The sequence below is a fragment of the Bradyrhizobium sp. AZCC 2230 genome (assembly GCF_036924495.1).
Taxonomy (GTDB): domain Bacteria; phylum Pseudomonadota; class Alphaproteobacteria; order Rhizobiales; family Xanthobacteraceae; genus Bradyrhizobium; species Bradyrhizobium rifense.
Genome location: NZ_JAZHRS010000001.1, coordinates 5,668,508 through 5,687,629, shown reverse-complemented (window position 1 = coordinate 5,687,629; position 19,122 = coordinate 5,668,508). Strand labels below are relative to the sequence as shown.

21 protein-coding genes and 1 other RNA gene are annotated in these 19,122 nt (G+C 64.6%); 10 read left to right on the top strand and 12 right to left on the bottom strand.

Features of this window, described 5'->3' with window-relative positions; genetic code table 11:
- The first annotated feature begins 49 nt into the window (after positions 1-49).
- Complete coding sequence (locus V1280_RS27250; RefSeq protein ID WP_334531327.1) at positions 50-562, top strand: TIGR02281 family clan AA aspartic protease; 513 nt, start codon at positions 50-52, stop codon at positions 560-562.
- Between the two features lie 200 nt (positions 563-762).
- Complete coding sequence (locus V1280_RS27245) at positions 763-2,262, top strand: phosphomannomutase/phosphoglucomutase (protein ID WP_334531325.1); 1,500 nt, start codon at positions 763-765, stop codon at positions 2,260-2,262.
- Between the two features lie 160 nt (positions 2,263-2,422).
- On the opposite strand, the gene V1280_RS27240 is transcribed toward V1280_RS27245, so the two are convergent.
- The 9 genes from V1280_RS27240 to V1280_RS27200 all read right to left on the bottom strand — a co-directional run bounded on the left by V1280_RS27240 (position 2,423) and on the right by V1280_RS27200 (position 9,832).
- The gene (locus V1280_RS27240) at positions 2,423-2,932 is read right to left on the bottom strand and encodes an Lrp/AsnC family transcriptional regulator (RefSeq protein WP_334531323.1); all 510 of its coding nucleotides are present in this window, start codon (positions 2,930-2,932) and stop codon (positions 2,423-2,425) included.
- 109 nt (positions 2,933-3,041) lie between these two features.
- Positions 3,042-3,953 carry a sugar kinase gene (locus tag V1280_RS27235; RefSeq protein WP_334531321.1) on the bottom strand — a complete coding sequence of 304 codons (912 nt, stop codon included), beginning with the start codon at positions 3,951-3,953 and terminating at the stop codon, positions 3,042-3,044.
- A gap of 6 nt (positions 3,954-3,959) precedes the next feature.
- Positions 3,960-4,898: an NAD(+) diphosphatase gene (nudC, locus tag V1280_RS27230; protein ID WP_334531320.1), complete on the bottom strand. Its 939-nt coding sequence runs from the start codon at positions 4,896-4,898 to the stop codon at positions 3,960-3,962.
- 11 nt (positions 4,899-4,909) lie between these two features.
- Positions 4,910-5,329 carry an HIT family protein gene (locus V1280_RS27225; protein WP_334531318.1) on the bottom strand — a complete coding sequence of 140 codons (420 nt, stop codon included), beginning with the start codon at positions 5,327-5,329 and terminating at the stop codon, positions 4,910-4,912.
- Between the two features lie 135 nt (positions 5,330-5,464).
- Positions 5,465-6,592, bottom strand: a complete 1,128-nt coding sequence (locus V1280_RS27220; RefSeq protein WP_334531315.1) for a muconate cycloisomerase family protein — start codon at positions 6,590-6,592, stop codon at positions 5,465-5,467.
- On the bottom strand, positions 6,589-7,344 hold the full coding sequence (locus V1280_RS27215) for an SDR family NAD(P)-dependent oxidoreductase (protein ID WP_334531313.1): 756 nt from the start codon (positions 7,342-7,344) through the stop codon (positions 6,589-6,591). The genes V1280_RS27220 and V1280_RS27215 overlap by 4 nt, the downstream gene beginning before the upstream one ends.
- Before the next feature lie 2 nt (positions 7,345-7,346).
- Positions 7,347-8,138, bottom strand: coding sequence for an amino acid ABC transporter ATP-binding protein (locus V1280_RS27210; protein ID WP_334531311.1), 792 nt, complete (start codon positions 8,136-8,138; stop codon positions 7,347-7,349).
- Complete coding sequence (locus tag V1280_RS27205) at positions 8,135-8,797, bottom strand: amino acid ABC transporter permease (RefSeq protein WP_148775943.1); 663 nt, start codon at positions 8,795-8,797, stop codon at positions 8,135-8,137. The genes V1280_RS27210 and V1280_RS27205 overlap by 4 nt, the downstream gene beginning before the upstream one ends.
- A gap of 180 nt (positions 8,798-8,977) precedes the next feature.
- Complete coding sequence (locus V1280_RS27200; RefSeq protein WP_334531306.1) at positions 8,978-9,832, bottom strand: transporter substrate-binding domain-containing protein; 855 nt, start codon at positions 9,830-9,832, stop codon at positions 8,978-8,980.
- Positions 9,833-10,016: 184 nt separating this feature from the next.
- On the opposite strand from V1280_RS27200, the gene ffs reads away from it, so the two are divergent.
- The 5 genes from ffs to V1280_RS27175 all read left to right on the top strand — a co-directional run bounded on the left by ffs (position 10,017) and on the right by V1280_RS27175 (position 13,459).
- Positions 10,017-10,113, top strand: an RNA gene (gene ffs / locus V1280_RS27195) — signal recognition particle sRNA small type.
- Between the two features lie 94 nt (positions 10,114-10,207).
- A complete protein-coding gene (locus V1280_RS27190; RefSeq protein WP_334531304.1) occupies positions 10,208-12,049 on the top strand; it encodes a DNA polymerase III subunit gamma/tau in 1,842 nt (613 codons plus the stop codon).
- Positions 12,050-12,072: 23 nt separating this feature from the next.
- Positions 12,073-12,393: a YbaB/EbfC family nucleoid-associated protein gene (locus V1280_RS27185; RefSeq protein WP_212303945.1), complete on the top strand. Its 321-nt coding sequence runs from the start codon at positions 12,073-12,075 to the stop codon at positions 12,391-12,393.
- A 1-nt stretch (position 12,394) separates the two neighbouring features.
- Positions 12,395-12,997 (top strand): recombination mediator RecR, encoded by a 603-nt coding sequence (recR, locus tag V1280_RS27180; RefSeq protein ID WP_334531300.1) that lies wholly within the window; start codon positions 12,395-12,397, stop codon positions 12,995-12,997.
- 27 nt (positions 12,998-13,024) lie between these two features.
- Positions 13,025-13,459: a hypothetical protein gene (locus V1280_RS27175; protein ID WP_334531297.1), complete on the top strand. Its 435-nt coding sequence runs from the start codon at positions 13,025-13,027 to the stop codon at positions 13,457-13,459.
- A 136-nt stretch (positions 13,460-13,595) separates the two neighbouring features.
- On the opposite strand, the gene V1280_RS27170 is transcribed toward V1280_RS27175, so the two are convergent.
- The 3 genes from V1280_RS27170 to V1280_RS27160 form a co-directional block, all read right to left on the bottom strand.
- Complete coding sequence (locus V1280_RS27170) at positions 13,596-14,960, bottom strand: AmpG family muropeptide MFS transporter (RefSeq protein ID WP_334531294.1); 1,365 nt, start codon at positions 14,958-14,960, stop codon at positions 13,596-13,598.
- 113 nt (positions 14,961-15,073) lie between these two features.
- Positions 15,074-15,376 carry a GIY-YIG nuclease family protein gene (locus V1280_RS27165; protein ID WP_334531292.1) on the bottom strand — a complete coding sequence of 101 codons (303 nt, stop codon included), beginning with the start codon at positions 15,374-15,376 and terminating at the stop codon, positions 15,074-15,076.
- A gap of 88 nt (positions 15,377-15,464) precedes the next feature.
- A complete protein-coding gene (locus V1280_RS27160; protein ID WP_334531290.1) occupies positions 15,465-16,667 on the bottom strand; it encodes a DNA recombination protein RmuC in 1,203 nt (400 codons plus the stop codon).
- 171 nt (positions 16,668-16,838) lie between these two features.
- Between V1280_RS27160 and def the strand changes: the two genes are divergently transcribed.
- From def to truA, 3 genes are read left to right on the top strand one after another with little or no spacing between them, the layout of a single operon-like run.
- Positions 16,839-17,363 (top strand): peptide deformylase, encoded by a 525-nt coding sequence (gene def / locus V1280_RS27155; RefSeq protein WP_027530437.1) that lies wholly within the window; start codon positions 16,839-16,841, stop codon positions 17,361-17,363.
- A 12-nt stretch (positions 17,364-17,375) separates the two neighbouring features.
- Entirely contained in the window at positions 17,376-18,299 is a 924-nt protein-coding gene (gene fmt, locus V1280_RS27150) for a methionyl-tRNA formyltransferase (RefSeq protein WP_334531284.1), read from the top strand.
- Positions 18,299-19,036, top strand: a complete 738-nt coding sequence (gene truA, locus V1280_RS27145; RefSeq protein WP_334531281.1) for a tRNA pseudouridine(38-40) synthase TruA — start codon at positions 18,299-18,301, stop codon at positions 19,034-19,036. The genes fmt and truA overlap by 1 nt, the downstream gene beginning before the upstream one ends.
- The last annotated feature ends 86 nt before the right edge of the window (positions 19,037-19,122 follow it).

The following is a 19,122-nucleotide window of genomic DNA, read 5'->3' as shown; positions in this document are numbered from 1 at the left end:
ACGGGCGTGCCGCGTGGTGAAATCGCGCTTTCGGCTCGGAAGTGGTGTGATGCGTAACATTATGATCATCGCGGCCGTCATGATCGGCCTCGGCACTTTCATGGCACAGATGGCGGACAAGGTGAGCTCCGCGTCCGCCACGTCAGCACCGCAGACGACGGTCGCGCTTGCGACCACGGCGCCGGCCGGCGGCCGCAGCCTCAACATTCCCCGCGATGGCCGTGGCCACTTCCAGACCGAAGGCCGCATCGACGGCCAGCGCATCGGCTTCATGGTCGACACCGGCGCCTCCGTGGTGGCGCTGAACGAAACCTCGGCCGCCCGCTTCGGCCTGCGTCCCTCGCGCAGCGACTACAACGCCACCGTCACCACCGCCAACGGCACCATCAAGGCCGCGCGCACCCGCATCGCCATGCTGGACGTCGGTGGTCTCATCGTGCGCGACGTCGATGCCATGGTGCTGCCGGACGAGGCGTTGTCCGAGAACCTGCTCGGCCTCTCCTTCCTGTCCCGCCTGAAGCGCTTCGAATACGCCAACGGCCAGATGGTGCTGGAGCAGTAAAAGCGCCTTATCGCGCTGACGAACTACCATTCGCACGAATTTCTTGGGACGACCCAGGCGGAAGTTCTCGCGCCAGGCCGCGTTTTTCCGTTACCAAACTGCCGCAATTATCATCCATAAGGCGCCAATCCCGCCTTCCGCTGCGGCTTGGCATTCGCTAAGGCTGCATCAATTCCTGTCATTTTCACGAGACCGTCTCAATGTTTCCCAAGCCGAAATCCGTCTTGTTGCCCAACACCTATGCCTTCGAATCCGAGCCGATGGTGAAGGCCACGGGTTTCCGCGAATATGACGCGCGCTGGTTGTTTCAGAAGGAAATCAACCTCATGGGCGTGCAGGCGCTCGGGATGGGGCTGGGCGCGCTGATCGCGGAACTCGGCGTCAGCCAGGAGATCGTCACCGGGCACGATTTCCGTGGCTATTCGGCCTCGATCAAATACGCGCTGATCTCCGGCCTGATGGCGGCGGGCTGCAAGGTGCACGACATTGGCCTTGCGGTGACGCCGATGGCCTATTTCGCGCAGTTCGATCTCGACGTGCCCTGCTGCGCCATGGTCACCGCCTCGCACAACGACAATGGCTGGACCGGCGTGAAGATGGGCGCCAACCGTCCGCTGACCTTCGGCCCCGATGAGATGACGCGGCTGAAGGAGATCGTGCTCAACGCCGATTTCAAGAACAAGGCCGGTGGCTCCTACCAGTTCCACGAGAATTATCCGGCGCGCTACATCGCCGACCTCACCAACCGTCCGAAGCTCAAGCGCAAGCTCAAGGTCGTCGCGGCCTGCGGCAACGGCACCGCCGGCGCGTTCGCGCCGCAGGTGCTGGAAGCCATCGGTTGCGAGGTGATTCCGCTCGACACCGAGCTCGACCACACCTTCCCGAAATACAATCCGAATCCGGAAGACATGGAGATGCTGCACGCGATCCGCGATGCGGTGCTGCTTCACAAGGCCGATGTCGGCCTCGGCTTCGACGGCGACGGCGACCGCTGCGGCGTCGTCGACAACACCGGCGAGGAGATCTTTGCCGACAAGGTCGGCGTGATGCTGGCGCGCGACATGTCGGCGATCCACAAGGACGCGCAGTTCATCGTCGACGTGAAGTCGACCGGCCTCTTCATCACCGATCCGGTGCTGCAGAAGCAGGGCGCCAGGACCACCTATTGGAAGACCGGCCATTCCTACATGAAGCGCCGCACCCATGAGACGGGCGCGCTCGCGGGCTTCGAGAAGTCCGGCCACTTCTTCTTCAACAAGCCGTATGGACGCGGCTATGACGATGGCCTGGTCTCCGCGATCGCGATCTGCGACATGCTCGACCGCGCGCCCGGCAAGTCGATGGCCGATCTGAAGAACGCGCTGCCGAAGACGTGGTCGTCGCCGACCATGTCGCCGCATTGCGCCGACGAGACGAAATACGGCGTCATCGACCAGGTCGTGAAGCATTTTGAAGGCTTGCAGGCCAAGGGCGCCAAGATCGGCGGACAGCCGATCCGCGATCTCGTCACCGTCAACGGCGTGCGCGTCACGGTCGAGGACGGCAGCTGGGGCCTGGTGCGCGCGTCATCGAACAAGCCTGAGCTCGTGGTCGTGGTCGAGAGCCCGGTCTCCGAGCAACGCATGCACGACATGTTCGAGATGGTGAACAGCGTGCTGCGTACGCATCCCGAAGTTGGCGAGTACAATCAGAAGATCTGAGATGAGGCGCGCGCTCGCACCACGATCTCTGCTGTCATGCCACGGCTTGACCGGGGCATCCAGTACGCCGCGGCTTCTCCGTATTTCGTCGCCGTCTCTGGAATACTGGATCGCCCGGTCAAGCCGGGCGATGACGACTTCCGTGTGGTGAGAGCAAACCCTATGCCGCGACCACGGCCGGGATCGGCAGCGCCGTGACCGACTTGATCTTCTCCATCGCGAAGCGCGAGGTGACGTTCTTCAGCGGCACAGCGCTGATCAGCTTCTTGTAGAAGATGTCATAGGCCTGCATGTCCGCGACCACGACGCGCAGCATGTAATCGACGTCGCCCGCCATGCGATAGAACTCCATCACCTCCGGCATGGCGCTGACCGCTTCGGCGAATTTCTTCAGCCAGGCGTCGGAATGGTCGGAGCTCTCCACCGACACGAACACGGAGATGCCGAGCCCGATCTTGTTCTGATCGACCAGCGCCACCCGCTTCAGGATCACGCCGTCGGCCTCCAGGCGCTGGATGCGCTTCCAGCAGGGGGTCGAGGACAGTCCGACGCGGTCGCCGATTTCGGCGACGGACAGGGAGGCATCGTCCTGGAGTACCATCAGGATCTTGCGATCGATGGCGTCGAGGCGGCGGCTGGTCTCGGGGAGCGGGACAGCGAGGTCGGTCATTTGAAGAACTTTGTTCCAATATGAGGGTTGGTTTCCGTCATATAGAGAAAAATCTTCTATCGCAAGCCTATATTCTTGGCGTCGCTGCAGAATGGCTCTAAAGCCCGCCTTATAAAAGCTCTTCAACTTCAATGCGTTGCGGGGCGGCGAGGCCGCCGCCATGGCGCGTGCATTTCAGCGCTGCGGCCGCCGCGGCGAATCGCAGCGCGTCCCGCAGGCCGCCGCCCTCGGTGAGCCGAAGCGTGAAGGCGCCATGGAAGACGTCGCCGGCCCCGAGTGTATCGACGGCCTCAACCGGAAAGGCCGGCGTCTCCTCCAGCGTGCCCGCCTCGTTCAGCCAGATCGTGCCATTTGGGCCGCGGGTGGCGGCGAGGAAGGCGGGCGTCAGCCCGGCCAGCCGCTTCAAGGCCTCGCCGTCGTCAGCGACGCCGGCGGTCTCCTGGACCTGCTCGCTGGAAAACAGCAGATGCGAGGCGGCCGTGAGCAGGCCGTCGGTCAGCGCCATCGCGCGATCGACGCCGACAATGACGGGAATGCCGCGCCGGCGCGCCTCGGCGCAGAGATCGATGCAGAAGGCGCCGCAGCGGCTTTCGACGAGGACAGCCTGACAATCGGCGAGGAGCTCGTCTGCATCTGACAGTTTTGCGGTCCACAGCGTGGGATCGCGATAGATCGTCAGCGTTCGCTCACCGGTCGCGTCGATGATGATCGCAGAGACGGGCGTGGCCGCATCCGGCATGCGCACGATGTGCCCGATGTCGATGCCCTCGGCCGCCATCCGCTCGAGGATGAAGCCGCTCGAGGTCTCCCGCGCATCGCCCATCGGTCCGGCAAAGGCGACGCGGCCACCGAGCCGTGCCATGGCGATCGCGGCATTGAGCGCGTTGCCGCCGCAGATCTCGGCAAGATACGTGGCGTTGGCCTTGCTGCCACGTTCCGGCACGGACTCGACCCGGAAGGTGAGGTCGCGCACGGGAATGCCGATGCAGAGGATGCGCGGCGCGATCACGGATAGCGCCATCGCTGATCAGCTTTTGTCGTGTACCCAGCGGCCGAGCAGATGATGCGCGATCGCGAAGGGGTGCGGGCCGGCGAGCCCGTCGGGATGCGTCCGCGTCAGCATCAGGGCCGCCTCATCGCGCGTGAACCAGCGTGCATCCTCGAGCTCGGAATGATCGACGACGACGTCCTCGTTCAAGGCTCGCGCACTGCAACCGATCATCAGCGACGACGGGTAGGGCCAGGGCTGCGTCATGTAATACTGCACGTCGGTGCAGCGAATGCCTGATTCTTCGAGGATCTCGCGGCGCACCGCGTCCTCGATGGTCTCGGCGGCCTCGACGAAACCGGCGAGACAGGAATACATGCCTGGCGGAAACTGCTTCTGGCGGCCGAGCAGGCACTTTTCGCCGGATGCCACGTGCATGATCACGACCGGATCGGTGCGCGGAAAGTGCTCGGCCTTGCAAGCCGGGCACTCGCGCTTCCAGCCGCCTTCCTTCATCGCGCTGCGGGTGCCGCAATTGGCGCAATAGCCGTGGCGCTGATGCCAGCCGACCATCGACTTCGCCATCGCGATCGCCGACAGCTCGTCGGGCGGGATTGCGCCCTGCATCGCCATGCCGCGCAGCTCGGTGACGGTAAAGTCCTCGCGGCCGATCAGCTTTTCGGCGGCAGCCTGCGCAAAGCCCATGCCGAAGATCGCTGCGCCGTCGCGCAGGCCCAAAAAGATCGTGCCGGGATTGGCGCCGCATTTCAGCGCCTCGTCGATCGAAAGCAGCGCGCGCGTCTTGTCGCCGTCGCGCTTCACCAGCAGCGAGTCGCGGTAGACGACATAGGCGCGCGACGACGACTTCTGCTCCATCGCGAACAGTTTTTCGTCATCGCGCCGCAGATGCGCGGCGCGATCGAGGATGTTGGTGACGAAGGCCGGTTGCCCCAGCGGAAACGAGTCGAATGCTGACATTTCTTGTTCTTTCAACCCAACCAGATTTTTCGGCGAAGCGCGCTGATGAAATTCTGTACTTCAGTAGCGTCGTGCGCCAAGGGCTTCATCACACCCCACACCGGCCGCGGCCAGGCGGCGTCGCTGGTGCGGCGCGCGATGATGTGGACATGGAGCTGCGGCACCAAATTGCCGAGCGCGGCGATATTGAGCTTGTCGCATTGGGTGATCTCCTTCAGCGCGCGCGAGACGCGGGAGATCTCGGTCATCAATTGTGCCTGCTCGACCTCGTCGAGGTCGATGATCTCGACGGCGTCGGCGCGTCGCGGCACCAGCAGCAGCCAGGGATAATGCGCGTCCTTGATGACCAGCACCTTCGACAGCGGCAAATCGCCGATGTCGATGGTGTCCTCTTTCAGGCGGGAGTGCAGCGACCAGGTGGGATCGGACATATGCGTTTCCAGAATGCCCGATGGGTCGGGCGCGTTTGGTCGGACCATACGATACCGATTCCCCGAGGGGAAGGATCGGGGCCGCATACGCGGTCGGCATTCCAGGCGCGCTGTGCGCGCCCCTGAATGACGGAATTACGCCTCCGCCAGCACCCGCGCATTGGCGCGGATCGAGGCTTCGCTGACGCGAATGCCGAGGCCGGGGCCGTCGGGCACGACGACGTGACCTGCGCGGTTGGCGACGCGCTCTTCCAGCACGTCCTCGGTCAAAACATGATGCGGCATGTAGAACTCGCAGCCGAGCGAGATGCCCGGTGTCGCAGCGATCAGCTGCGTGCCGGCGGCAAGACCAATGCCGCCCTCCCATAGCGTGCCGCCATAGCCGGGCAGGCCGGCAATGTCGGCGATCGCCATGATCGCCTGCGCCTCGAACAGGCCGCCGGCCTTCATCAGCTTGATCGAGACCGCATCGGCCGCCTCGCGCCGGACCACCTCCATCATGTCGCGGCGGTCGAAGCAGCTTTCGTCGGCCAGAACAGGCGTTTCCAGCGCCGCGGTGAGCTGCGCCATCACGTCGAGAAATTTGCGCGGTACCGGCTGCTCGATGAAGGTCGGCGCGAACTCCTCGACATCGCGCAGGATCTTGATGGCGCCGAACGGCGCCAGCGCCTGGTTGTAATCGACGCGCAGATCGACCTTGTCGCCGAACTCCTTTCGGATCGCCGAGAGATGATCGAGGTCCTCACGATGCGGCTTTACGCCGGTCTTGACCTTGTAGATGACATTGTCGTCCGGAACCATTTTTCGCATGCGTTCGAGATCGGCGTCGAAATCGGGGTCGGCAATCGAGAACGACAGCGGGATCGTATCGCGCACGCGGCCGCCGAGCAGGTCGGCGACCGACAAGCCGGACGATTTGCCGACGATGTCGAGCAGCGCCATCTCGATCGCGACTTTTGCTTCCGCGTGGCCAACCAGCGCGCGGTCGAGCTCAGCCATCAGCGCGCGGATGCGGCGCACGGATTTGCCGAGCAGCATTGGCCTCAAGTAAATGTCGAGTGCCGAGAACGCTGCTTCCGGCGTTCCCGTGAACACCTCCCACGGTGCGGCCTCGCCCCAGCCGACCACGCCGTCGCTCGAGGTGAGCTCGATCAGCACGCGCTTCACCGTGCCCTTGACGTTGCCGACGCCCTGCAGGCGGGCCATCTTGATCGGGCTTTCGATCAGGAACAGGCGGAGACGTTCGATGGTCGCTTCAGTCATGTCAGGCCTCCATTGACGTGCCAGACTTGGCCGGTGACGTAGGATGCTTTCGGGGACGCCAGGAAGGCGATGATTTCGGCGACTTCCTCCGGCCGCCCGCGGCGGCGCATCGGAATCAGCGCCTCGGTCGTAGCGATCTGCTCCGGCGACAACCGGCTCTCGCTCGGCGTGTCCTTGACGATGAGGCCCGGCGCAACCGTATTGACGGTGATGCCGTCTTTCGCGAGCTCGATCGCGGTCAGCCGCACCAACGCTTCCAGCGCGGCGCGGCTCGCCGCTGTCGCCGCGAACGGCGCGAATTCGGGCCGGATCGCATGCGCGACGAAGGAAGATACCGCGACGATCCGCGTATTCTGCCCGGCACGCAGCAGTGGAAGTGCGGCTTCGGTCATCCTCGTGAAGGCCAGTGCCGATTCGTCCATCGCCTGCCGGAACTGGTCCGCCGGCGTACCGATCGCGCTGCCGCGGCGGGCATGGCCGCCGACCAGGATCAGTCCGTCGAGCCGGCCGAAGGCGTGCTGCGTGGCGGCGAGTGCGTCGGTGACGGCTGCCTCCTCCGCGAGATCGCCGAGACATTTTGCGACCACAGCGCCCGTCGCTTGCACCTCCGCCGCAGTGGCGTCGAGACCTTCTGCGTTCGAGCGTGTGTGCAGCAAGAGACCTACACCAGGTGCTGCCAGCAGTTTTGCGGTGGCGCGACCGATGCCGCTGGCGGCGCCGGTGACGAGATAGACGCGGTCGATATCGGGCATCACTATACTGTTGTGACTGGCGGCAGCGCGCCGGTGCGGTGGAAATGGCTGAGGAAGGCGCGCGTCGCGGCTTCCTGTGGATTATCGATCACCTGACGAGCCGGGCCTTCTTCAACGACGACACCGTCGCGCATGAAGATCAGGCGGTCGGCGACTTCGCGGGCAAACGCGATTTCATGGGTCACGATCACCATGGTCATGCCTTCGGAGGCCAGCTGCTGGATCACGTTCAGCACCTCGCCGACGAGCTCGGGATCGAGCGCCGACGTTGCCTCGTCGAACAGCATCACATCCGGCTCCATCGCGAGTGCGCGTGCGATCGCGACACGCTGCTTCTGGCCGCCGGAGAGCGTCGCCGGGTATTGGTCGGCCTTCTCGGCAAGCCCGACCTTGGCAAGCTGGGCGCGCGCGAGCTTCTCGGCGTCGGCCTTGGCCATCCGCCGCACCGTGACGGGTCCTTCCATCACGTTCTGCAGCGTCGTCATGTGCGGGAATAGATTGAAGTGCTGGAACACCATGCCTGTGGTGGCGCGGAATTTTGCGAGCGTCCTCACATCGGGCAGTCTTGCCCCGTCGCCGAACGCAAAGCGCGTGTCGCCGACACGAACGCTGCCGCCGTCGGGCACGACCAGCAGATTGATGCAGCGGAGCAGCGTCGACTTGCCTGAACCGGACGGGCCGATCAGCGCGACAACGCCGCCCTTGGCGACATCGAGGCTGATGGTCTTCAGGACCTCGTTGCTGCCAAAGCTCTTGCGCAAGGCCCGGATCTCGATTTTCGACGTCTCGCTCATTCGCTGACCGCCAGTCGCTTCTCGCCGCGCCGGGCGAGGATGGTGAGCGGGATCAGGATCGCCGCATAGGCCACCGCAACCGCGGTGTAGGTTTCCAGCGGCCGGTAGCTGTCATGGGCGGCGACCTGGCTCTGATAGACGAGGTCAGGCACCGCGAGCACCGAGACCAGCGAGGTGTTCTTGAACTGGATGATCGACTGGTTCATCAGCGCCGGGATCATGCGCTTGATCGCCTGCGGCAGGACGATGCGCCGCATGGATTGGCCCGGCGTCATGCCGAGCGCCGCACCGGCTTCCGACTGGCCCTTGTCGATCGAGATGATGCCGCCGCGGATGATCTCCGAATAGAACGAGCCGCCATAGAGCGAGAGCGCCAGCGCAGAGGCCGTGATCGGGGTCATCTCGACGCCGGCGAGGATCGGCAGCGCGTAATAGAACCAGATCAGCTGCACCAGGATCGGGGTGCAGCGGAACGCCTCGATGAAGGTGAGCGCGGTTAGGCGCACGGCCTTGAAGCGCGACAGGCTGCCGAACGCGCCGAACAGGCCGAACACCAGTCCGAGCACGACGATAACCACGGTGAAGCCGACGGTGACGCCAAGCCCGTTGAGAAAGAGCCAGCGATAGCTCCAGAGGATGCCGAAGTCCCACTGATACATGCGTTCTTTCTTGCTTCACCTCTCCCGCTTGCGGGAGAGGTCGCGTCGCATCGAAGATGCGATGCGGGTGAGGGCTCTTTCCTCTTGGGGAGTCTTGCCAGCGGAGACACCCTCACCCCGGCCCTCTCCCGCAAGCGGGAGAGGGAGAGAAGCGGAGCGAGCCAGCCCTGACTTCATCACTTACAGCGAAACGCCCGGCGGAATGTCCGCCTCGGTCACGCCCACCAGCTCCATGTTGGTGATGATCGCGTTGCGGATGAAGCCGAGGCCCTTGTTGAAGTCGATCCAGGTGTTGACGTAGTCGCGGAACGTCTTGTCGTTCTCGCGGCGGAAGCCGGCATTCGACGTGGTGGCAAAGATCGGCGTCGGCAGCACGAACTGGCCGAGCGAGGGGTTCTTCTTCAGCACCGTCAGCGACAGCATGGTGATGAGGCACTGCGCGTCGACGCGGCCGGTCTGCAGGGCGGCAGTGGCGTCGTCGGCGGTCTTCAACCGCGAGATCTGCGCCTTCGGGGTCAGGCGGCTGACGACCTGGTCATGCGAGGAGCCCTGGTCGACGGCAATCTTGACGTCGGGCGAGTTCAGCTCGGCCCAGCTCTTCGGCTTGAAGTCCTTCTTGCAGAGGATGCCGAAGGCGTTGTTGAAGACCGGCACCGAGAAGTCGACCACCAGCGCGCGCTTCGGGGTCGGGTTTAGGCCGAAGAAGATGTCGATCTTGTTGGCCTGGAGATCGAGCACCGAATTGCCCCAGGTGGTCTCGGTGATCTCGAGCTCGGCCTCCATATCGTCGGCCAGTCCCTTGGCGATGTCGATGTAGAAACCCTTCCACTGGCCGCTCGAGAGGTCCTTCATGTAATAGGGCGCGCCACCGCCGACCGCGCCGATCCGCATCTTCTTGGTGCGGCGGATGCGGGCAAAGGTCGATTCGTTGGGATCGGTCGCCTGGGCCACCGCCGGCGACGCCAGCGCTGTCGCGGTCACTGCGCCAATGGCGCCAAGTCCGACAATCGATGCAACATCACGACGTGTAACCATTGGGATCAATCGCTTTTCTGGTTGGGTGGAGTTCCGCCACGCGTTCATACCAAGGCGCTCCCGGCAGTGAAAGCACAGCCTATCGGCTGGGCAGACCGGGAATTGCCCGGATGCTGGGCAAGCGCAAGTCGTTCCGGGCGATACCCGCTTGCTTTCCCGACCTTTTGGCCCCAAATAGGGACCGGGAGATTGGCGGTGGACGAGCCACTCGCCAACCGGGTCAGGTCCGGAAGGAAGCAGCCCTAACGAGGTCCGGATCGGGTCGCTCGTCAGTCTCCTACCTGTTTTTCCGAGCGAATTGCGCCGGCGGCTCGAGCCGCCAGCGCGCTCCTTTCCGCAAAAGCCGGCGAGAGACATTTCATTGCGGATCGACCGATGACCGACGCTGGCGTCCCTCCTGATCCTGACAGAGCCGGCAAGGCTGCCAACGCGCCTTACCGCGTTCTCGCGCGCAAATACCGCCCCTCCTCGTTCGACGATCTGATCGGCCAGGAGGCCGTGGTCCGCACCGTCTCCAACGCGTTCGAGACCGGGCGCATTCCGCAGGCCTGGATCCTCACCGGCGTCCGCGGTGTCGGCAAGACCACCACCGCGCGTATTCTCGCCCGTGCGCTCAACTACGAGATGCCGGACGGCTCGGTGAAGGGCCCGACCATCCACATGCCGACGCTCGGCGTGCATTGCCCGGCGATCATGGAAAGCCGGCACATGGACGTGCTGGAGATGGACGCGGCCTCGCATACCGGCGTCGACGACGTCCGCCAGATCAATGACAGCGTGCGCTACGCGCCGGCCAGCGCCCGCTACAAGGTCTACATCATCGACGAAGTCCACATGCTGTCGACGGCGGCGTTCAACGCCTTCCTGAAGACGCTGGAGGAGCCGCCGGAGCACGCCAAATTCGTGTTCGCGACGACGGAGATCCGCAAGGTTCCGGTCACGGTGCTGTCGCGCTGCCAGCGTTTTGATCTTCGCCGCGTCGAGGCCGATGTGTTGATGAAGCATCTTGCCAACATCGCGGCGAAGGAAAGCGTCGAGATCGAGCCCGAGGCGCTCGGCATCATCGCGCGCGCCGCGGAAGGCTCGGTGCGCGACTCTCTGTCGCTGCTCGACCAGGCGATCGCGCATGCGGCAGGCAATGTGAAAGCCGACGCCGTCAGGCAGATGCTGGGTCTCGCCGACCGCACCCGCGTCATTGACCTGTTCGATTCGCTGGCGCGCGGTGACATCGCGAGCGCCTTCAAGGAATTCCGCGACCAGTACGACGTCGGCGCCGATCCGATTGTTGTGCTCTCGGACCTCGCCGAATTCGTCAATTTCGTCACCCGCGTGAAGATCGTGCCGGCGACCGCCGACAATGTCGCCTATGGCGAGACCGAGCGCGTGCGCGCGAAGGATTTCGCTTCGAAAATCTCGATGCGCGTGCTGTCGCGGATGTGGCAGATGCTGCTCAAGGGCATCACCGAAGTGCAGGCCGCGACGCGCCCTGCTGCGGCCGCCGAGATGGTGCTGGTGCGCATCGCCTATGTCGCCGACCTGCCGACGCCGGACGAGGCGATCAGGATGCTGGAGCAGAACGGCGGCGGTTCGCCGGTCATGAGCGGCGGCGGTGCTGCGCGCAGCGGCGCGCCGGCTGCCCCGATGGCCTCCGCGGCGTCCAGTACCTCTGCTGCGCCGGTTCGCATGCCGACCTCGTCGCCGACTGCGTTCGGCGGCGGCGCCCGGCCGCAGATGGCGGCGCCTGCGCCGGACCCGCAAGCGGCGGCCCCTCAGTTGCACATCACCAGCTTCACCCAGCTCGTGGCGCTCGCGGGGCAGAAGCGTGACCTCATGACCAAGGCCGCGCTCGAAGGCGACATGCGCCTCGTTCGTTTCGAGGAGGGCCGGCTGGAGGTCGCGCTCGAGCCGAACGCCTCCAAGACCATGATCTCCGAGCTCGCGCGAAAATTCGAGCTGTGGACCGGCCGCCGCTGGACCATCATTGTGTCCAACGAGCAGGGCCAGGCGACGCTGCGCTCGGTGAGCCAGGCCGCCAAGCAGGAACATGCGCGCACCGCCGAGGCCGATCCGCGCGTGCAGGAAGTGCTGTCGCGCTTCCCCGGTGCGAAGGTCGTCGAGGTGCGCAGGCTTGCGCCGGAGACGCCGGAATCCAATATTAACGCCGACTATGGCTCTGACGATCCGCCCGACGGTTCCGACGCCGACGACGATCTCTGAGCCAGTTTTGAGGACGAGCACCCATGGCTGATTTTCTCGGCATGATGAAGCAGGCGGCGCAGCTGCAATCCAAGATGCAGGAGATGCAGGAGCAGCTCGCCAATGTGGAGGTCGAGGGCATCTCCGGCGGCGGCCTCGTCGCCGTGCGCATGACCGCGAAGATGGACGTCAAGGGCATCAAGATCGATCCCTCGCTGATGAAGGCCGAAGAGCGCGAGGTGCTGGAAGATCTGCTCGTCACCGCGCTCGGTGATGCCCGCCGCAAGGCGGAGACCGCGATGCAGGAGAAGATGCAGTCGCTGACCGGCGGTCTCGGCCTGCCGCCGGGGCTGTTCGGCCAGTAATATGGGCGCGGTTGCAGGTCCCGAAATCGAGCGGCTGGTTCAGCTTCTCGCGCGCCTCCCGGGCTTGGGCCCGCGCTCCGCGCGGCGTGTGGCACTGCATCTGATCAAGAAGCGCGAAGCGCTGATGATGCCGCTGACATCGGCGCTGCAGGTTGCGCTCGACAAGGTCCAGGTCTGCAAGACCTGCGGCAACATCGACACGCAAAATCCCTGCACCGTCTGTATCGATCCGAAGCGTGATCCCGCCATCATCGTCGTCGTCGCCGACGTCGCCGATCTCTGGGCGCTGGAGCGGGCCAATGCGACCCAGGGGCGCTACCACGTGCTGGGCGCGACTCTGTCGCCGCTCGACGGCGTCGGCCCGCAGGACCTCACCATCGACGCGCTGGTCGCGCGTGCCCACGCGGCCGAGGTGCACGAGATCATTCTTGCGCTGAATGCGACAGTCGACGGACAAACCACCGCGCATTACATCACCGACCTGCTTCAGGACGCCAACGTAAAAGTAACCCGGCTGGCCCACGGTGTGCCTGTTGGTGGCGAGCTTGATTATCTCGATGAGGGCACGCTATCGGCCGCCATGCGGCAGCGGACCCTGTTCTAGCCATCCAGACTTGACGGAACGGACGACATGACGAAACTTTTCGCCACACGATCGGCTTTGGTCGCGACGATGCTTTTGCTGGTGACACCGGCCATCGCCGCACAGCAGGACGACGAGGCGGCGCCGCCCTCAAAGCCCGGCAAGCCGATCAGCACTGGCGAAGTGCTCTCGGGCGAATTGAACGCCATGAAGATTCGCGACGCCAAGAACGCCGGCAAGCGGATTGCGATGTACCAGATCACCTCCGAGCCGCGCCGTCTGCCGGCGCCGAACGGGCTGTGCGATCTCGAGACGGGACCTGAGACCTTCCAGCTCATCACCTCCAGCGATGCGCAGGCCACGCAGCTGAAATCGTTCGTCGGCAAAGAGATCTCGGTCAAGGTCGACGAAATCGCCTGCGCCAGCGATCCCGGCCAGATGAGCGAGGCCGTGGTGACGAAGTGGAGCTTGGTCAGGAAGTAGGGGGCGCGTCAGCGTTTCCGCGGTCACAGCTGCCGTAGGGTGGGCAAAGGCGCAACGCGCCGTGCCCACGATTTTCCAGCCGTGATTGGTGGTGGGCACGCTTCGCTTTGCCCACCCTACGGCATCGCGCCGAGGACTATATCCTCACCGGCCCCAGTGACTCAAAATGCCCGCGCCTCTGCAGCCACGTCAGCAGCACCAGGCTCGGGATCGCCACCAGCACGCAGATCACGAAGAACAGCGGCCAGCCGGTCGTATTGGCCACGAAGCCGGCCCCTGACGAGAGATAGGTCCGCCCCACCGCTGCAAGCGCGGTGAGCAGTGCGTATTGAGTCGCCGTGTGCAGCGGGTTCTGGCACAGCGCCGAGAGATAGGCGACGAAGATCACGGTGCCGACGGCGCTGGTAAAATTCTCGGCGCAGATCGCGAGCGCCAGCGCCCATTGATTGGTGCCGACCAATGCGAGCCAGGAGAAGGTGAGATTCGCCAGCGCCTGCACCACGCCGCCGATCCAGAGCGAATTTGCCAGCGAATAACGGCGCGCGACAAAACCGCCGGCAAAGCCGCCGATCAGGGTCGCAGCGAGGCCTACGCCCTTCACGATCGCCGCATAGTCGTTGCGGGTGAAGCCGAGGTCGATCACGAACGGCGCCGTCATCGTTCCCGAGAACGCGTCGGTGAACTTGAACAGCACGACGAAGGCGAGCGCCGCGATCGCGTCCTTGCGCGACAGGAATTCCGAGAAGGCGCCAATCGCCGCGTGCAGCACGCGCGTGAATGCGGTCTCTTCGTGCGTCGCAGCTTCCGCCCGCACCGATTGCTCGGGCTCGGTCGCGGCCAGCGCCGTGATCGTCCCGATCAGCACCATCGCCGCCATCACCACATAGCCCCACATCCAGGCCGAGGTACGCGTGATGCCGGTGCTCTCGAAGCCGGAGACGATGAACAGAGCACCCGCGGTCGAGACCAGCATGCCGATGCGGTAGGCCGCGACATAGGCCGCCATGCCGGCGGCCTGCTCGCTCTCCGGCAGGCTCTCGACGCGAAAGGCGTCGACCACGATGTCCTGCGTCGACGACGTCGTCGCCACCAGCAGCGCACCGAGCGCGACATAGAATGGCGACCTTCCGGGATCGGTCATCGCCAGCAGCAGGATGGCGACGATCAGCAGCAATTGCGAGAACAGCAGCCAGCCGCGCCGCCGCCCGAAGGCGCGCGTGAACAGCGGCACATGCAGCGCGTCGACCAGCGGTGCCCACAGGAATTTCAGCGTGTAGGGCGTGCCGACCAGCGCAAACAGCCCGATAGTCTTGAGATCGACCCCGGCCTCGCGCATCCACACCAGCAGCGTCGAGCCCGACAGCGCCAGCGGCAGCCCCGAGGAGAAACCGAGGAACAGCACGATCAGCACGCGCGGCTGCAGGTAGACAGCCAGGCTGTCGCGCCAGGAGGTCGCGGGGGTGGATGTCGCGGCAGGGGAGGTCGCGTCGGGTGCGGTCATGGGGAGGTGTTAGCAGATTCTGGGGGTGGCGAGGGAGGTGTCGTCGCCGCCGGCCACAAAGGAGGTGTCGTCGCCCGGCTTGACCGGGCGACCCAGTATTCCAGAGGCTGTAGTTATGGAGGACCCGCGATCTCCGAATAGAGATCGTTCCAGTTCGGATTATCCTTCTCGATCAGCGCAATCTTCCAATCGCGCTTCCACTTCTTCAGCCGCTTCTCCCGCTTGATCGCATTCTCGGGATCATCGAATTGTTCGAAGTAGACGAGCTTCACGACACCGTATTCCTTCGTGAAGCTTTCGATGAGCTTCAATTTGTGGTCCGCGACCCGGCGGATAAGATCATTCGTCACACCGATATAGAGTGTACCGCCGATCTTGCTGGCGAGAATGTAGACGTAGTAGTGGCGTTCACCCATCTGCCGCCTCTGGGATACTGGGCCGCCCGGTCAAGCCGGGCGACGACAGTGAAATTGGGGCGGCAGCGTACCGGATCTGGGAAAGGAATCACTCCCCCGCCTGGAGCTTCCTTGGAAACAGCTCCGGCGCGCCCGTTGCCACCAGCCGCGGGCGCTCTGCCGGCGCTTCGGTCTTGCTGAAATCGAGCTCCTCGATCCGGCCTGCGCGCTTTTCGATCTTGTCGGCGGAAATCAGGATCTGGCGGACGTCCTCGTTGGCGTCGGCAAAGTGCTTCTGCAATTTCAGTACGCGGTCGCGCAGGCGGCCGAGATCGTCGCCGAGCTTGATCACTTCGGTCTGGATCTGGTCGGCGGCATCGCGCATGCGCACGTCCTTCATGATCTGCTGCATCACCTGGATCGCGAGCATCAGCAGCGACGGCGACACCAGCACGACCTTGGCGCGATAGGCCTTCTGGATCACGTCGTCGAAACCGTCATGGATCTCGGCGTAGACCGATTCCGACGGCACGAACATCAGCGCCATCTCCTGGGTCTCGCCGGTGACGAGGTATTTTTCCGCGATGTCGCTGACATGCTTCATCACGTCGCCGCGCAGCCGCTGCGTGGCGAGGCGCTTCTCCTCATCGGTCCGGGCATCGTGCAGCGCGGTCATCGCTTCCAGCGGAAACTTCGCGTCGATGCAGAGCGGGCGCTGGTCGGGCAGGAACACGACGCAGTCGGGCCGTTTTCCCGTCGAGAGCGTGAACTGGAATTCGTAAGCGCCCTTCGGCAGACCGTCCTGGACGATCGCCTCCATCCGCGCCTGGCCAAAGGCGCCGCGCGACTGCTTGTTGGCGAGCACGTCGCGCAAGGTCGTCACCTGCGTGGTGAGGTCGGTGAGATTCTTGTGCGCGTTGTCGATGATGCCGAGCCGCTCGTGCAGCGCGCGCAGGCTCTCCATGGTGTTGCGGGTCGAGTGTTCCATGGACTGGCCGACCCGATGGGTCACCGAATCCAGCCGCTCGTTGACCGCCCGCGCCATCTCGGCCTGACGGCCGGCGAGGGCCTGGGTCATGGCGTCGGCGCGGCCGGCGGCCTCGCTCTGGGCGTGCAGGACCTGGCTCAGCCGCTCCTCCAGCTCGTCGGCGCGGATGGCGTGCGCCATCGCGAGTTCCGCGCCGCGCCGCCCTGAGCGCGCAATCACGACCGCAATGGCGATCAGCAGGATGAGGACCAGGACGCCGAAGCCGATCAGCGCGTCGATGGTGCGCACCGGCCAGTCACCCAGCATGAAAATGATCTCGTTCATGCCAGCCCTTCTACCCGATTCGCCTGTTCGCACGAACGAATAGCGAACATTTATGGTTAATCGATCCCTAATTTTTATGGTTAACGAAAAGCGAAGTTTTATGGTTAGCGGACCGTTAACGTGTTCCCGGCCGCATTGACCGCTTGTCGCGCGCAGCTTAAATCGCCCGCCATGGCCCTCAGAGAAATCATCATCCTGCCCGACAAGCAGCTGCGTCTGGTCTCCAAACCGATCGAGAAGGTCACGCCGGAGATCCGCAAGCTTGCCGACGACATGTTCGAGACTATGTACGACGCGCCCGGCATCGGGCTTGCGGCGATTCAGATCGCGCAGCCGCTGCGGCTGATCACCATGGACCTGGCCAAGCCCGACCAGGACGGCGAGACCAAGCCGGAGCCGCGCGTCTTCATCAATCCCGAGATCATCGCGTCTTCCGAGGACCTGTCGGTCTACGAGGAAGGCTGCCTGTCGATCCCCGAATATTACGAGGAGGTCGAAAGACCTGCGAAGGTGCGCGTGCGCTTCACCGATCTGGACGGCAAGGTGCACGAGGAGGACGCCGAAGGCCTCTACGCCACCTGCATCCAGCATGAGATCGACCATCTCAACGGCGTGCTGTTCGTCGACTATCTCTCAAAGCTCAAGCGCGACCGCGTGATCAAGAAGTTCGAGAAAGCCGCGAAGCGCGCAGAGTAAGGTTCTCCGTCGATGCCCCTCCGCCTGATCTTCATGGGTACGCCCGATTTCTCCGTGCCGACGCTGCTCGAGCTCGTCGCGCACGGCCACGAGATCGTGGCCGTCTACACCCGCGCGCCGAAGCCCGGCGGGCGGCGCGGGCTGCAACTGCAGCCAACGCCGGTCGAGGAAGCCGCGCGAAAACTCGGCGTGCCCGTGCTGACGCCGAAGACGCTGAAAACCGAGGCGGCGCTCGACGAGTTCAGCGCCTTTGAGGCCGATGCGGCCGTCGTCGTTGCCTATGGCATGATCCTGCCGCAGTCGATCCTCGATGCGCCAAAGCTCGGCTGCTACAACCTTCATGCCTCGCTGCTGCCGCGCTGGCGCGGCGCCGCACCGATCAACCGCGCGATCATGGCCGGCGATGCCGAGAGCGGCGTCATGGTGATGAAGATGGATGTCGGCCTCGACACCGGCGACGTCGCCATGGCCGAGCGGCTCGCGATCACCGACAACATGACCGCTGTCGACCTGCACGATCGCCTGTCCCGGCTTGGTGCCGATCTGATGGTGCGCGCCGTGGCCGCGCTCGACCGCGGTGGCCTCCAGCTCAAGAAGCAGAGCGAGGAGGGCGTCACCTACGCCGCCAAGATCGACAAGGCCGAGGCACGGATCGACTGGAGTAAGCCCGCGCACGCGGTGCTGCGCCACATCCACGGCCTGTCGCCGTTTCCCGGCGCTTGGGCCGAGCTTGAGAATGCGCGCGTAAAAGTTCTGCGCTGTGAGCTCGCCAAAGGCTCCGGTGCGCCGGGCGAGGTGCTCGATGGCCAGCTCACCATTGCCTGCGGCGAAGGCGCGATCCGCATCCTCGAGCTGCAGCGCGAGGGCAAGGCCCGGATGCAGGCCACCGACTTCCTGCGCGGCGTGAAGGTCGAGCCGCCGATGCGGCTCTCCTGATGCCCCGCTACAAGCTCACCATCGAATATGACGGCGCGCCGTTCTTCGGCTGGCAGATTCAGGACACGCTGCCCTCGGTGCAGGGCGCGCTGGAAGCGGCGGTGAAGGCGATGACCGGCGCGGATGTGCGGGTGCATGGCGCGGGCCGCACCGATGCCGGCGTGCACGCGCGCGGCCAGGTCGCGCATGTCGACATCGAGAAGCCATTTCCGCCGGGCCGTTTTCGCGATGGTTTGAATGCGCATTTGCGCCCGCATCCGATCGCGGTCCTCGAGGCCGACATTGTGCCCGATACCTTCGAGGCGCGCTTCTCGGCCGTGAGGCGCCACTACCGCTACCGCGTCGTCAACACCCGCGCCAATCTCGCGCTCGACATCGGCCATGCCTGGCGCGTGCCGCGCCGGCTCGATGCCGATGCGATGCATGTTGCTGCACAGCGCCTGCTCGGCAAGCATGATTTCACGACCTTTCGCGACACCGAGTGCCAGGCCAAGTCGCCGGAGAAGACGCTCGATCAGCTCGACGTGCTGCGCGACGGCCGCGAAATCACGATTCTCACCTCGGCGCGCTCGTTCCTGCACAGCCAGGTGCGCTCGATGGTGGGATCGCTGGTCTGGGTCGGCGAAGGCCGCTGGACCGCAGACGATCTCTCCGCAGCGCTGGAAGCTCGCAACCGTGCCGCCTGCGGCATCGTAGCGCCGCCGGATGGGCTGTATTTGGTGAAGGTGGATTATTAGGCGGGAGACGAACGCTCCCACTCCATCATCGGTGTCATGCCCCGGCTTGACCGGGGCATCCAGTACGCCGCGGCCCTTCCGTATCA